Raw genomic sequence first — 13,060 nt, forward strand, 5'->3', positions numbered from 1 at the left:
GCGGACCGTCTCATGGGGACGGTCCGCGGCTCGCCCGGCGCGCACTCCTAGGAACTGACGCATGATTCGCTACGTCCTGCGACGCCTGCTCCAGCTGATCCCGGTGTTCTTCGGAACGACCTTCCTGATCTACGTGCTGGTGTGGGCCGTCCCGGGTGATCCCTTCTCCGGCAAGTGCGGTCAGACGGCCTGTCCCCAGGCCTACGTCGACCTGATGACCGAGAAGTTCCACCTGAACGACAACCTGATCCTCCAGTACCTCAAATACCTCGGCAGCCTGTTCACCGGCGACTGGGGCGAGACCTTCAACGGCACTTCCGTCGGCGAGCTGATCGCCACCTCCTACCCGATCACGCTGCGCCTGGCGCTCGTCGCGGTGCTCATCGAGGCCGTGATCGGCCTGACCGCGGGTGTGCTGACCGGCCTGCGCGGCAAGGGTTTCCTCGACAACCTGGTGCTCGTCTCCACCACGTTCCTGATCTCGCTGCCGGTGTTCGTCACCGCGATCGTGCTGCAGCTCGTGCTGGGCACCGAGCTCGGCATCATCGACACGAGCGTGTCGGACGACCCGTCGTTCGGCGAGCTGATCGTGCCCGGCATCGCGCTGGGCAGCCTCTCGATGGCGTACGTCGCGCGGCTCACGAGAACGTCGATCGCGGAGAATCGCCACGCCGACTACATCCGCACGGCCATCGCGAAGGGCCAGCCCAACAGCCGCGTGGTCGGCGTGCACCTGCTGCGCAACTCGGTGATCCCGGTGTTGACGTTCCTCGGTACCGACCTGGGTGCGCTGATGGGCGGCGCGATCGTGACCGAGGGCGTGTTCAACATCAACGGCCTGGGCGGGCTCATCTTCCGCGGCATCCAGAACCGCGAGAGCGCCACCGTCGTGGGCGTCGTGGTGCTGCTCGTGCTGGTGTACCTGCTGATGAGCCTGATCGTGGACCTGCTCTACGCCGTTCTCGACCCGAGGATCCGCTATGACTGACCCCAACCTCGTCGGAGGCACGGCTGTCGACGCGGCGGAGCTGTCGCGTATCGACGACTCCGCGACCGAGACGAAGAAGCCCCGCAGCCTGTGGGGCGACGCCTGGCGCCAGCTGCGCCGCAAGCCGGCGTTCGTGATCTCCGCGGTGATCATCCTGCTGGTGGTACTGATCGCGATCGCGCCCGGCCTGTTCTCCCACCGCGAAGCCGGGTTCAGCGACCTGACGAAGGCCAACCAGGGCCCGTCGTCCGAGGCCTGGTTCGGCTACGACAACCAGGGTTACGACGTCTACGCCCGGACCATCTACGGCGCCCGCGCGTCGCTGCTGGTCGGCGTGTTCGCGACGATCCTCACGGTGGTGTTCGGCTCGCTGGTCGGCATCCTCGCGGGCTACTACGGCCGCCTGATCGACAGCCTGCTCTCGCGACTGGGCGACATCTTCGCCGGCCTGCCGTTCGTGCTCGGCGCGATCGTCATCCTCACCACGTTCAACGCGCCTGGCTCCAACCCGGGCGCCGCGACGATCATCGTGCAGGTGGTCTGCTCCATCGCGGTGCTGACCTGGCCGGTCGCCATGCGCATCATGCGCTCGGCGACGCTGGTCGCGAAGCAGCTCGACTACGTGAAGGCCGCCCGCGCGCTCGGCGCCAGCACGCCGCGCATCGTGTTCCGGCACCTGCTGCCCAACACGCTCGCGCCGGTACTGGTCTACGCCACCATCGCACTGGGCGCGGCCATCGGCGCCGAGGCGACGCTCGCGTACCTCGGCATCGGCGTGCGGCCGCCGGTGATCTCGTGGGGCGTGATGATCAGCGACTCACGCGACTACTTCCGGGCCGACCCCCACATGCTCTTGTTCCCCGGTGCGTTCGTCACCATCACCGTGCTCGCGTTCGTGATGCTCGGTGACGGGATCCGCGACGCGCTCGACCCGAAGTCGAGGTAGCTCACCCGATGTCCGAACCAACGAACGAGCTGCTGCTCGAGGTCGAAGACCTCCAAGTGGAGTTCCGCACGTCCGACGGCGTCGCCAACGTGCTCAACGGCGTGAGCTACGCCGTGCACGCCGGTGAAACCCTTGCGGTGCTGGGTGAGTCCGGGTCCGGCAAGAGCGTGACCGCGCAGGCCATCATGGGCATCCTCGACATGCCGCCGGGCGTGATCACCGGTGGTTCGATCCGCTACCGCGGCGAGGACCTGCTCACGGCCACGCCCGAGCGGCGGCGCGAGCTGCGCGGCACCGAGATCGCGATGATCTTCCAGGACGCGCTCTCGGCGCTGAACCCCGTGTTCACCGTGGGGTTCCAGATCGAAGAACAGCTGCGCGTGCGCCAGGGCATGTCCAAACAGGATGCCCGCAAGCGCGCGATCGAGCTGCTGGACCTGGTGCGCATCCCGGCCGCCGCGCGGCGCGTGAAGGACTACCCGCACCAGTTCTCGGGCGGCATGCGCCAGCGCGCGATGATCGCGATGTCGCTGGCGCTCGACCCCGTGCTGCTGATCGCGGACGAGCCGACCACGGCGCTCGACGTGACCGTGCAGGCCCAGATCATGGACCTGCTCGGCGAGATCCAGCGCGAACGGCAGATGGGTCTCGTCCTCATCACACACGATCTCGGTGTGGTCGCGGAGGTCGCCGACCGGATCGCCGTGATGTACGCGGGCCGGATCGTGGAGCAGGCCGATGTGCACGAGCTGTTCAAGTCGCCGGGCCACCCGTACACGGGCGCGCTGATGGACTCGCTGCCACGGCTGGACCTCAAGGGCCAGACGCTGGAGACGATCAAGGGGCTGCCGCCGAGCCTGCTCGACATCCCTCCGGGCTGTCCGTTCCACCCGCGGTGCAAGCGGGCGGAGCAACGCTGTTCGGAGGAACGGCCCTCGTTGCACAGCCTCGGTTTCGGCCGGGTCAGTGCGTGTCACTTCGCCGAAGAGGTGGTGGAAAGCCGTGGCTGAGCCGATTCTCCGCGTGCAGGAGCTGGTGAAGCACTTCCCGGTGCGCCAGGGCGTGTTGTTCAAGCGCACCATCGGGCACGTCAAGGCCGTCGACGGTGTCTCGTTCGACCTGGCGTCGGGCGAGACGCTCGGCGTGGTGGGCGAGTCGGGCTGCGGCAAGTCGACGCTCGCGCAGGTGCTGATGCGCCTGGAGGAGCCGACCGCGGGCGGGGCGACGTTCGAGGGCCGCGACATCTTCAAGCTGCGCGGCGGAGAGCTGCGGCGGTTGCGGCGCGAGATCCAGATCGTGCTGCAGGACCCGTACACGTCGCTGAACCCGCGGATGACGGTCGGCGACATCGTCGGCGAGCCGTTCGAGATCCACACCGAGGTGGCGCCCAAAGGTTCGCGCGCGCAGAAGGTGCGTGAGCTGCTGGAGGTGGTGGGGCTCAACCCCGAGCACATCAACCGCTACCCGCACCAGTTCTCGGGCGGGCAGCGCCAGCGCATCGGCATCGCGCGGGCGCTCGCGCTGCGGCCGAAGGTGATCATCTGCGACGAGCCGGTGTCCGCATTGGACGTCTCCATCCAGGCGCAGGTGATGAACCTGCTCGGTGACCTGCAGACGGAGTTCGGGCTGTCGTACGTGTTCATCGCGCACGACCTGTCCGTGGTGCGCCACCTCGCCACGCGCGTGGCCGTGATGTACCTCGGCAAGATCGTGGAGATCGGCACTGAGGACGAGATCTACGAGCGGCCCTCGCACCCGTACACGCAGGCGCTGCTCTCGGCCGTGCCCGTGGCCGACCCGCAGCTGCGCGGGCAGCGGCAGATCATCCGGCTCGAGGGCGACCCGCCGAGCCCGCTCGACCCGCCGTCGGGCTGTCGGTTCCGCACGCGGTGCTGGAAGGCGCAGGACATCTGCGCCACCGAGGAGCCGGAGCTCTCGCCGCGCACCGACGGGCACCTCTCGGCGTGCCACTTCGCGGAAGCCCGGTCCGTGGTGCCCTGACTTTAGTCGGGTTCCTCCTTCTGGCGATTGCTGCAACGTGTGTCCGGTATGTACGTTGCAGTGTCGGTTTTCGCGTTGAGGAGGACTCGTGAAAAGACCCAGACTGCTTCTCGCCGTGTTGGCGGTACCCCTGCTCGGTGCGGCGTCGTTCGTGCCGGTCGCGTCGGCGGGGGTATCCGGCCCGGTCACGGAGTACACGGTGCTGGCGCGTTCGGACGTCGGCGCCGCCGTGGCCGCGGTCGAAGCCGCCGGCGGGACGGTGGTGGCCCGGAACGACGCCGTCGGGCTGATCACGGCTTCGGCGCCGGCTTCGGGCTTCGTCGCGCGGGTGTCTTCCAGCAGCGAGGTGTTCGGCGCGGCGCGGTCGAAGGCGATCGGGTCGGCGCCGCGGGACGGCAAGAAGGTGAAGCACGACGCGGTCGAGAAGGAGGGCCGGGGGAAGGCATCGGGTTCTGGTTCTGGTCCGTCGGCGACTGATCCGCTGGACGACCAGCTCTGGGGCCTGAAGTCCACCCGGTCGGACCTCGCGCGCACCGTGCAGCCCGGCGACAAGCGCGTGAAGGTCGGCATCATCGACACCGGCGTCGACGCCAGTCACCCGGACATCGCGCCCAACTTCGACCGCGCTGACTCGCGCAACTTCACGCGCGACATCGTCGCGGATGTGAACGGCGCCGTGGTGGACGGCCCGTGCGAGTACCGCGGCTGCGTCGACCCCGTGGACCACGACGACAACGGCCACGGTACCCACGTCGCCGGCACGATCGGCGCGGCGGTGAACGGCTTCGGTGTCTCGGGCGTCGCGCCGGGCGTCTCGCTGGTCAACATCCGCGCCGGCCAGGACTCGGGTTTCTTCTTCCTCCAGCCGACTGTCGACGCGTTGACCTACGCCGGTGACGCAGGCATCGACGTGGTGAACATGAGCTTCTACACCGACCCCTGGCTCTACAACTGCCGCGCGAACCCGGCCGACTCCGCTGAGGAGCAGGCCGAGCAGCGCACCGTCATCGAGGCCACCACGCGGGCGCTGAACTACGCACACCGCAAGGGCGTTTCGATGGTCGTCGCCCTCGGCAACGAGCACACGGACCTCGGCGCGCCGCAGCCGGACGCGACCAGCCCGGACTACCCGAGCACCTCGGCGCACCCCCGTCAGATCGACAACGCGTCCTGCCTGTCGATGCCCACCGAAGGTCCGCACACGATCGGTGTCGCCGCTTTCGGTCCCTCGCAGGCGAAGGCGGACTACTCCGATTACGGGACCGAGCAGATCTCGGTTTCCGCGCCGGGTGGGTACTACCGGGACGGCTTCGGGACGCCTTGGTTCCAGAAGGTGGAGAACGAGATCCTGTCGGCTTACCCGCGCAACGTGGCGGTGGCCGAGGGGAACGTCGACGCGGCCGGGAATGTGACCCCGGCCGGGGTCGCCGCGGGTGTGCAGAAGGCCGTCGCTCGTGATGGGCGGGTCGGGTACTACCAGTGGCTGCAGGGGACGTCGATGGCGACGCCGCACGCTGCCGGGGTGGCGGCGTTGATTGTTTCGGAGTACGGGAAGAAGTCGGGTTCTGGTTTCGGTATGGACCCGGATGCCGTGCAGCGCGTGTTGGAGGGAACGGCTTCTCCGGTCGCGTGCCCGGTGCCGCGGACGGTGGACTACCTGGACGAGGGCCGCGATGAGTCGTTCACGGCTACTTGTACGGGGAATGCCGCGTTCAACGGGTTTTACGGGCACGGTGCGGTGGACGCTTATGCGGCCGTGACGCATGGGGCCAAGTACGTGAAGAAGTAGGTCTCGCGGTTGACGGTCCCGTTCAAGGTTTTCGGCCTTGGCACGGGGCCGTTCTCCTTGTCGCCGGTGGTCGTGCGCAGAATGGGCGGGTGACGGTCGAAATTGTCCAAGTCGTGGAAGCTGCGCGAGGCTTGGTGCGGTTCCGGTCGGCGGCGGGTAACCAGAGTCACGGCCAACGCGGCACACAACTCGTTCCTCATCGAGGCCAGCAACCAGAGCGTCGGCGCAGCATTCGTGCCGTGAACCCAGCGCTGCGGCGGCCGGCCGGTGGTTGCACACTGGCGGTATGCGGATCGGTATCGGAATTCCCAACACGGTGCCCGGCACGAGTGGACCGTTGGTGCTCGACTGGGCACGGCGGGCGGAACGGCGCGGGTTCGCCTTCGTGTCCACGATCGGGCGCGTGGCGTACCCCTCGCTGGACTCGTTGACGGCGCTCGCCGGCGTGGCCGGGGCGACGAGCGGGATCGGGCTGGTGACCAACGCCGTGCTGGGGCCGACGTATCCGGATGCGGTGCTGGCTAAAGTGGCCGGCACCGTGGCGTCGCTGGCGGAAGGGCGGCTGACGCTCGGGCTCGGCGTGGGTGCACGCGAGTCGGACTACCTGCCGGCGGAGCGGGATTTCGCCGGGCGCGGGGCGGCGTTCGACCGGCAGCTGAGCTACCTCAAGCAGGCGTGGCGTGGTGAAGCCGTGGCCGAAGGAGATTTCCCGGGCGAGAAACGGGCCGTGGTGCCGGAGCCGCCGGGGATTCCGATCCTGATCGGTGGGCACAGCAAGCGCGCGGTGCGGCGGACGGTGGAGCACGCGGCCGGGTGGACCGGCGCCGGTGGCGGGCCGGCGCGGGCGGAGCCGACGGTCAAGGAAATCCGCGACGCGTGGGCGGAAGCCGGCCGGGGAGGCGAGCCGCGGTTGCTGGGGCTGGCGTACTTCTCGACGACCCAACCCGACAGCGGCGACGAATACCTGCGCTCGTACTACGCCTACGCCGGAGACCACGCCAACACGATCGCCGACGGAGCCGTGCAGACGCCGGAGAAAACCAGGGCCATCGTGCGGGACTTCGAGGCTGCGGGGCTCAACGAGCTCACGTTCACGCCGACCGTCGCGGATCCGGACGAGGTCGACCGGCTGGCCGACCTCGTCCTCTAGACCGAAAGACCTGAAAGACCTGCAAGACTGGAAAGATCCGACAGGTCCGAAGGAATCACCGGTTCGAAGCCGACTTCACGAACTCTCCCAGATCCTTCGACTGCTGGATCCGCGTCGGTTCGTGCACGTACATCATGTGCCCGGCCGGGTAGTAGGCGGTCTCGATGTTGTCGCGCAGCTCGTCCGGGATCTGCAGGTGGGCGAGCACGTGCTCGCTCGCGAAGTACGCCGTTGCGCCGTCGTAGTGACCGAACGCGACGTGGACCTTCAGGTGCGGGTTCGCGCGCATGGCGGCGCTCACGGAGTCCACAACGGACACGAACCGGCCCTCGAAGTCCTTGTACGACCAGGCCTTGAAAACGTCGCCGGACAAGATCTCGTACGGCAGGTCGTTCTGGTAGCCGAGCTCGGCGCGGATGTAGTGGTTGAAGCCCGCCGAGTACGCGCCGATGATGCGCGAGATCGACGCGTCGTCGCTCATGTGCTCGCGGCCGCCGTCGACCTCCCACGTGGTGAAGCGGCCGTCCATGCGGCCGACGACCAACCCGCGGTCGCGCAGCAGCTCCGTGAAGAAGCGCACGTGCTCGATCCGCAGGTTCACCCGGTCTACATAGGACTCCGAAAGCCCCGTCAGTGAAGCCAGCGTGGCCACGGTCTCCGCGCGGTCCTGAGTGGACAGTCGCGCACCGCGCGCGAGGGCCCACGGCAGTTCCTTGGCCGCGAAGTCCTCGGCGTCGGCGAGTACGTCGTCGAGCGGGCGATCGCCGTGGAAGCCGTGGTAGTGCGCGATGGCCGCGTAGGTGGGCACGTAGAGCGAGTGCGGTAGGTCGTTGCCCTCGTGGAAGCGCAGCGTGCCCATGTCGAGCACGGACGAGATGAGCAGCAAGCCGTTGAGGTACAGGCCGTAACGGTCCTGCAGGTGCCCGGCCAGCGCGGCGGCGCGCAGCGTGCCGTACGACTCGCCGGCCAGGAACTTCGGCGACAGCCAGCGCTCCTTGCGCGAGACCCACAGCCGGATGATCTCGGCGACCGACTCGATGTCGCCCTGGAACCCGGTGTAGTCCTTCGACTCGCCGCCCTCGGTGACGCGCGAGTAGCCCGTGGAGACCGGGTCGATGAACACGAGGTCGCTGTGCTGGAGCAACGTCTCGGTGTTGTCCTCGAGGCCGTACGGCGGCGGGACCAGGTCATCGACGTCACCCGAGAGCACCCGCCGCGGGCCCAGCAGGCCCATGTGCAGCCAGATGCTGGACGAGCCGGGGCCGCCGTTGAACGCGAACGTGACCGGGCGCGTGCCCGGGTCGGCGTCGTCGAGCGTGTAGGCGGTGAGGAACACCTCGGCCTTGGGCTTGTGGCCCTCCGACTTCCCGTCCTTCAGCACCTCCTGGCGCAGCACCACGCGCCCGGCCTGTGCGGTGTAGGCCAGTTTGCGGCGTTTGACCGTGAGCGTGTGGTGCGTGGTCACGAGGTCGTCGACGGGCTCCGGCGGCATCTGGGCGGTAGCCGGTTTTTCGGGCGGCTCTTCGGTGGTGTCCGACATGGACCCAACTTAGCCAACCGGGCTGGGGAAGGCTGTGGAAAGCTGGCGGAGTGCGCTGGCCCGTCACGATTCCCGAGGCCCGCGAGGTCCAGGACGCGCTCCGCGGCCGCGTGGACCTCACCGATGCCTGCCCGGCGCCGGCGACGGTGACCGGTCTCGACGTCGCCTACGACCCGGCCGGCACGCGCATCGCCGCCGCCGCGGTCACGCTCGCCCTCGACGACCTGCGCGTGGTCGAGGAACGCGTGGTCACGGGCGAAGTCACCTTCCCGTACGAGCCGGGCCTGTTCGCCTTCCGCGAGCTGCCGCCACTGCTCGACGCCGTCGCGGAGCTCACGCACCCGCCGGAAGTGTTCGCCTGCGACGGCCACGGCCTCGCCCACCCGCGGCGCTTCGGGCTCGCGTGCCACCTCGGGGTGCTCACGGGGATCCCGGCGTTCGGGGTCGGCAAGACGCGGCTCGTCGGCACGCACGCGGAGCCCGGTCCGGAACCCGGCGACACCGCGCCGCTCCTGGACGGCGCAGACCAGCTCGGCGCGATCGTGCGAACGAGGCCGGGGGTGAAACCGGTTTACGTGTCCGCGGGTCACCTGATCAGCCTCGACCACGCCTGCCGCCTCACGCTCGCGTTGACCCCGCGCTACCGCCTGCCCGAGACGACGCGCGCGGCCGATCACCTGTGCCGCGCGGCTCTGGCCGGCCGCTGATGCGCACCCTCGCGGACCTCGACGCCGCCGTCACCGAGTGCCGGGCGTGCCCGCGGCTGGTGGCGTGGCGCGAAAAGGTGGCGGTCACCAAACGCCGTGCCTATGCCAGTGACGAGTACTGGGCCAAGCCCGTGCCCGGCTTCGGGCCGGCGGACGCGGCACTGGCCGTGGTCGGGCTCGCGCCCTCGGCACACGGCGGCAACCGCACCGGGCGGATGTTCACCGGGGACCCGTCGGGCGACTTCCTGTTCCGCGTGCTGCACGAGGTGGGACTGGCGTCGCAGCCGACATCGGTGGACCGGGCGGACGGCCTCACCCTCCGCGGCACCCGCCTCGTCTCACCTGTCCGCTGCGCGCCGCCCGAGAACAAGCCGACGCCGGCCGAGCGCGACACCTGCCGCCACTGGCTCGCCGACGAGCTGAGGCTGCTGCGCCCGACTTTGAAGGCCGTCGTGGTGCTCGGCGCGTTCGGCTGGCAGGCGCTGCTGCCGGTGCTCGCCGAGGCGGGCCGGCCGGTGCCGTCACCGAGACCGGCGTTCGGGCACGGGAGGGTCGTCGAGCTCGGTTACCTACAGCTGCATGGCTGCTACCACGTGTCACCCCGTAATGTCCAGACGGGCCGTGTGACTCACGAGATGGTGTTCGACGTGATCGCCTCCGCGGCCAGGGCCGCAGGCCTCTTCTGAATCGTTACCGCCTGCATGGCGATGCTGGTCACAGCGGAGCGGGGTACCCGAGCGATACGGCTCGGCAGGTGCAACTATGGAGGCATGGCTGTTAAGTCGGAACCGACTCGGATCCTGATCCTCGGTGGTGGATACGTCGGCCTGTACACCGCGTACGGGCTCCAGAAGATGCTGCGTGCCAACGAGGCCTCCGTGACCGTCGTTGACCCTCAGCCGCACATGACCTACGCGCCCTTCCTGCCCGAGGCGGCGGCCGGCGCGATCGAACCCCGTCACGTGGTGGTGCCGCTGCGCCGCGTGCTCAAGCGCTGCCACGTGCTCACCGCGCGCGTGACGAAGATCGAGAACGACCGCAAGGCCGTCACGGTCGAGGCCGCGGACGGCCACATCGAGACGCTGAACTACGACGTGCTCGTGGTCGCGCTCGGCGCCGTCGCCCGCATCCTCCCGATCCCGGGCCTGGCTGAGCAGGGCATCGCCTTCAAGACCATCGGCGAGGCCATCTACCTGCGCAACCACATCATGACCAAGCTCGACGAGGCGGCCAGCACGCTCGACCCTGAGCTGCGCAAGCGCCTGCTGACCTTCACGGTCGTCGGCGGCGGCTTCGCCGGCATCGAGGCGCTGGCCGAGCTCGAGGACATGACCCGGTTCGCGGTGGAGAACTACTACCCGAACATCAAGCCCGCCGACATCCGCTGGGTGCTCGTCGAGGCCGCCGGGCGGATCCTGCCCGAGGTCCGCGAGACGCTCGGCGTGTACACGGTGCAGCAGCTGGAGAAGCGCGGCATCGAGGTTTACCTGTCGACGGCGGCGAAGTCGTTCGAAAACGGTCACGTCGTGCTGTCCGACGGCACCGAGTTCGACACCGACACGCTCATCTGGACGGCCGGCGTGAAGGCCAACCCGGTGCTCGCCGGCTCCGACCTGCCGCTCGACAAGCGCGGCCGCGTCGAGGCCACCGCCGCGATGCAGGTCGTCGGCCACCCCGAGGTGTGGACGGCAGGCGACAACGCCGCGATCCCTGACCTCTCGCGCACCGAGCAGGACCCGACGGCGACGTGCCCGCCCAACGCGCAGCACGCCGTGCGCCAGGCGACGCTGCTGGCCAAGAACATCATCAAGGTCCTGCGCGGCGGGCAGCCTAAGGACTACTACCACAAGAACCTCGGTGCGGTCGCCAGCCTCGGTCTGCACAAGGGCGTCGCCGACGCGCTGAACCTGAAGATCAAGGGCTTCCCGGCCTGGCTCTTCCACCGCGCGTACCACCTCAAGGCGATGCCGACGTGGAACCGCAAGACCCGCATCCTGTTCGACTGGATGCTGGGCGGCCTGTTCCGCCGTGAGGTGATCTCGCTCGGGCAGATCAACAACCCGAAGGAAGAGTTCGCCCGGGTCTCCAAGGGCTGATTTGTTTTTCCGCTGAAGCCGGACCTCCTGTCGGGAGGTCCGGCTTCGGTCGTTTCGGCTACTCGACGAGGCGGTAGCGGGCCATCATGCAGTCGTCTTCGTGCTCGAGCATGTGGCAGTGCCAGACGTAGCCCTGGAGGGCCAGGTCCCGGTCGTGGCCGGCCATGGTCATGCCGGACATCGCGTGCCGGGCCGGGGTGAACGTCGCGTCCGGGGCGAAGCCGAGCTCGTCGGCCGCCGGGAAGTGCACGAGGAACCGCGTGACCGTGTTCTGCGGGCAGTTCACAGTGTCCTTCGGCCCCGCCTCCCACGGCGCGGGCGGCCGGGATGCGCCGAGGAGGAAGTCGTCCGGTGGCGGCGCCCACTTCGTGTGCAAGGGCGGGCGCGGGTTCGCCAGTGAGTAGGCGACCGGGTCGAACATCTGGCGGTTGAGCAGGTGCAGGTTCACCAGGTGCAGGTGCACGGGGTGGTCCTCGATGGTGAGGTTCACGACCTCTCACAGCTCCGTGGTGCCCCTGGCGCGGCAGGGCGTGACGCGCAGGCGGGCCGGCAGCACCTGCTGGTGCCCTTTCGCGCCGGTGCTGGCGAAGCGCACGACGTCGGGCAGCGGCTGCGCATCCGTGACGATGGCGTTGAGTGCGGCTTCGCGCTGGTCGTTGACGAGGTCGACGTGCTCGCCCTTTTCGTGGTCTGAGAAGTCGACCACGAGGTCGGCGCGCTCGCCGGGCGTGAGGCGGACGTCGGTGATGACGACGGGGCCGTCGAGCAGGCCCGCGTCGTTGCCGATCACGTGGAAGGGCCGGCGGTCGGAGAAGAACAGGTGGTGGGCGCGGAAGTTCGAGGCGTTGAGCACCCGGAACCGGCACTGGCCGCGGGCGACGTTCGTGTACGGCGAGACCTTGCCGTTGACCGTCATGCGGTCGCCGATCTGGCCGCCGTCCCAGTGGCCCTGCGGCACGAGGGTGAGGGTGCGGTAGTTGAGCGAGCCGTCGGCGTGGAAGCGGTGGTCGGCCAGAATCAGAGGCAGCTCGAACTCGCCGCTGGGCAGGTGCCACGCGTTGGTGCGGTCGCCGGTGTCGCTCGCCGCGCAGGAGGTACACGCCCGCGGGTCCCGCGTGGACGTTCAGGCGCGTGAGGCCCATGCCGTGGTCGTGGTACCAGAGGCCGGCGGTCTTCGTGGCGGTAGGTGCGGTGTTCGCCGGGAGGAAGACGTCCATGGGGTGGCCGTCCATCTCGGGCGGCGTGACGGCGCCGTGCAGGTGGACGGAAGTGTGGGGTTGGGTGCGGCTTTCCTCGGAGGCGCCGCCGAGTGTGGGGTCGACGTCTTTTGCGAAAAGGTGCTTGCCGAGGTTGTTGTCGAAGGTCAGCTCGATGCGCTGGTTCGCGTGGGCCTCGATGGTGAGGCGCTGGCCGCCGCGCAGGATCTGCGGGATCGGCAGCTCGTCGACGTAGGGCGGGAGGTCGGGCGAGGGGAAGGTGCGGAGGTCTACTTCGGTTTGTGCTCCGGCCGGGATGGCCGCGGCGGTGGCGGTCGCTGTGAACAGCCGTCGACGGGAGATGCCTTCTGCCATGGGAGGTTCCTGTCCAACTGATAGTGCGCTATCAGTTGGTAGTGGAGGCATGTCGCCACAGCCGCTGCGTGCTGACGCCGCCCGCAACGCTCGCCGCATCGTCGACGCGGCCTACTCGGTCTTCGCCGCCGGCGGGCGTCTCCGTGCCGATGGAGGAGATCGCCGCCGCGGCCGGTGCCGGGGTCGCGACGTTGTACCGGCGGTTTCCCCCACAAGCAGGACCTGGTGCGCGCGGTACTGGAGGCGCGGTTCGACGAGGTGATCGCGCCGGT

At 69.0% G+C, this 13,060-nt stretch carries 13 protein-coding genes; 10 read left to right on the forward strand and 3 right to left on the reverse strand.

What is annotated here, in order from left to right; genetic code table 11:
* The first annotated feature begins 61 nt into the window (after positions 1-61).
* The 6 genes from AB0F91_RS02325 (at position 62) to AB0F91_RS02350 (ending at position 6,874) form a co-directional block, all read left to right on the forward strand.
* On the forward strand, positions 62-988 hold the full coding sequence (locus AB0F91_RS02325; RefSeq protein WP_360594018.1) for an ABC transporter permease: 927 nt from the start codon (positions 62-64) through the stop codon (positions 986-988).
* Positions 981-1,934: an ABC transporter permease gene (locus tag AB0F91_RS02330; RefSeq protein ID WP_360594019.1), complete on the forward strand. Its 954-nt coding sequence runs from the start codon at positions 981-983 to the stop codon at positions 1,932-1,934. The genes AB0F91_RS02325 and AB0F91_RS02330 overlap by 8 nt, the downstream gene beginning before the upstream one ends.
* 8 nt (positions 1,935-1,942) lie before the next feature.
* Positions 1,943-2,944, forward strand: a complete 1,002-nt coding sequence (locus AB0F91_RS02335; RefSeq protein ID WP_360594020.1) for an ABC transporter ATP-binding protein — start codon at positions 1,943-1,945, stop codon at positions 2,942-2,944.
* Positions 2,937-3,935: a dipeptide ABC transporter ATP-binding protein gene (locus tag AB0F91_RS02340; protein WP_360594022.1), complete on the forward strand. Its 999-nt coding sequence runs from the start codon at positions 2,937-2,939 to the stop codon at positions 3,933-3,935. The genes AB0F91_RS02335 and AB0F91_RS02340 overlap by 8 nt, the downstream gene beginning before the upstream one ends.
* 88 nt (positions 3,936-4,023) lie before the next feature.
* Positions 4,024-5,724 (forward strand): S8 family serine peptidase, encoded by a 1,701-nt coding sequence (locus AB0F91_RS02345; RefSeq protein ID WP_360594024.1) that lies wholly within the window; start codon positions 4,024-4,026, stop codon positions 5,722-5,724.
* Between the two features lie 286 nt (positions 5,725-6,010).
* Positions 6,011-6,874, forward strand: a complete 864-nt coding sequence (locus AB0F91_RS02350; RefSeq protein WP_360594026.1) for an LLM class flavin-dependent oxidoreductase — start codon at positions 6,011-6,013, stop codon at positions 6,872-6,874.
* Between the two features lie 55 nt (positions 6,875-6,929).
* Here AB0F91_RS02350 and AB0F91_RS02355 read toward each other — a convergent pair whose 3' ends face one another.
* A complete protein-coding gene (locus AB0F91_RS02355; RefSeq protein WP_360594027.1) occupies positions 6,930-8,414 on the reverse strand; it encodes a peptidase S10 in 1,485 nt (494 codons plus the stop codon).
* Between the two features lie 50 nt (positions 8,415-8,464).
* On the opposite strand from AB0F91_RS02355, the gene AB0F91_RS02360 reads away from it, so the two are divergent.
* The 3 genes from AB0F91_RS02360 (at position 8,465) to AB0F91_RS02370 (ending at position 11,217) form a co-directional block, all read left to right on the forward strand.
* On the forward strand, positions 8,465-9,121 hold the full coding sequence (locus tag AB0F91_RS02360) for an endonuclease V (RefSeq protein ID WP_360594029.1): 657 nt from the start codon (positions 8,465-8,467) through the stop codon (positions 9,119-9,121).
* The gene (locus tag AB0F91_RS02365; RefSeq protein ID WP_360594031.1) at positions 9,121-9,807 is read left to right on the forward strand and encodes a uracil-DNA glycosylase; all 687 of its coding nucleotides are present in this window, start codon (positions 9,121-9,123) and stop codon (positions 9,805-9,807) included. The genes AB0F91_RS02360 and AB0F91_RS02365 overlap by 1 nt, the downstream gene beginning before the upstream one ends.
* Positions 9,808-9,891: 84 nt before the next feature.
* Positions 9,892-11,217, forward strand: coding sequence for an NAD(P)/FAD-dependent oxidoreductase (locus AB0F91_RS02370; RefSeq protein ID WP_360594033.1), 1,326 nt, complete (start codon positions 9,892-9,894; stop codon positions 11,215-11,217).
* Positions 11,218-11,275: 58 nt separating this feature from the next.
* Here the strand turns inward: AB0F91_RS02370 and AB0F91_RS02375 are convergent, their stop codons facing one another.
* Together AB0F91_RS02375 and AB0F91_RS02380 are read right to left on the reverse strand one after the other, a co-directional pair.
* A complete protein-coding gene (locus AB0F91_RS02375; RefSeq protein ID WP_360594034.1) occupies positions 11,276-11,707 on the reverse strand; it encodes a hypothetical protein in 432 nt (143 codons plus the stop codon).
* A 6-nt stretch (positions 11,708-11,713) separates the two neighbouring features.
* Entirely contained in the window at positions 11,714-12,265 is a 552-nt protein-coding gene (locus AB0F91_RS02380; protein ID WP_360595120.1) for a hypothetical protein, read from the reverse strand.
* A gap of 172 nt (positions 12,266-12,437) precedes the next feature.
* Between AB0F91_RS02380 and AB0F91_RS02385 the strand changes: the two genes are divergently transcribed.
* Entirely contained in the window at positions 12,438-12,809 is a 372-nt protein-coding gene (locus AB0F91_RS02385) for a hypothetical protein (RefSeq protein ID WP_360594036.1), read from the forward strand.
* The last annotated feature ends 251 nt before the right edge of the window (positions 12,810-13,060 follow it).

It is taken from the genome of Amycolatopsis sp. NPDC023774, from assembly GCF_040639695.1.
Classification (GTDB): Bacteria; Actinomycetota; Actinomycetes; order Mycobacteriales; family Pseudonocardiaceae; genus Amycolatopsis.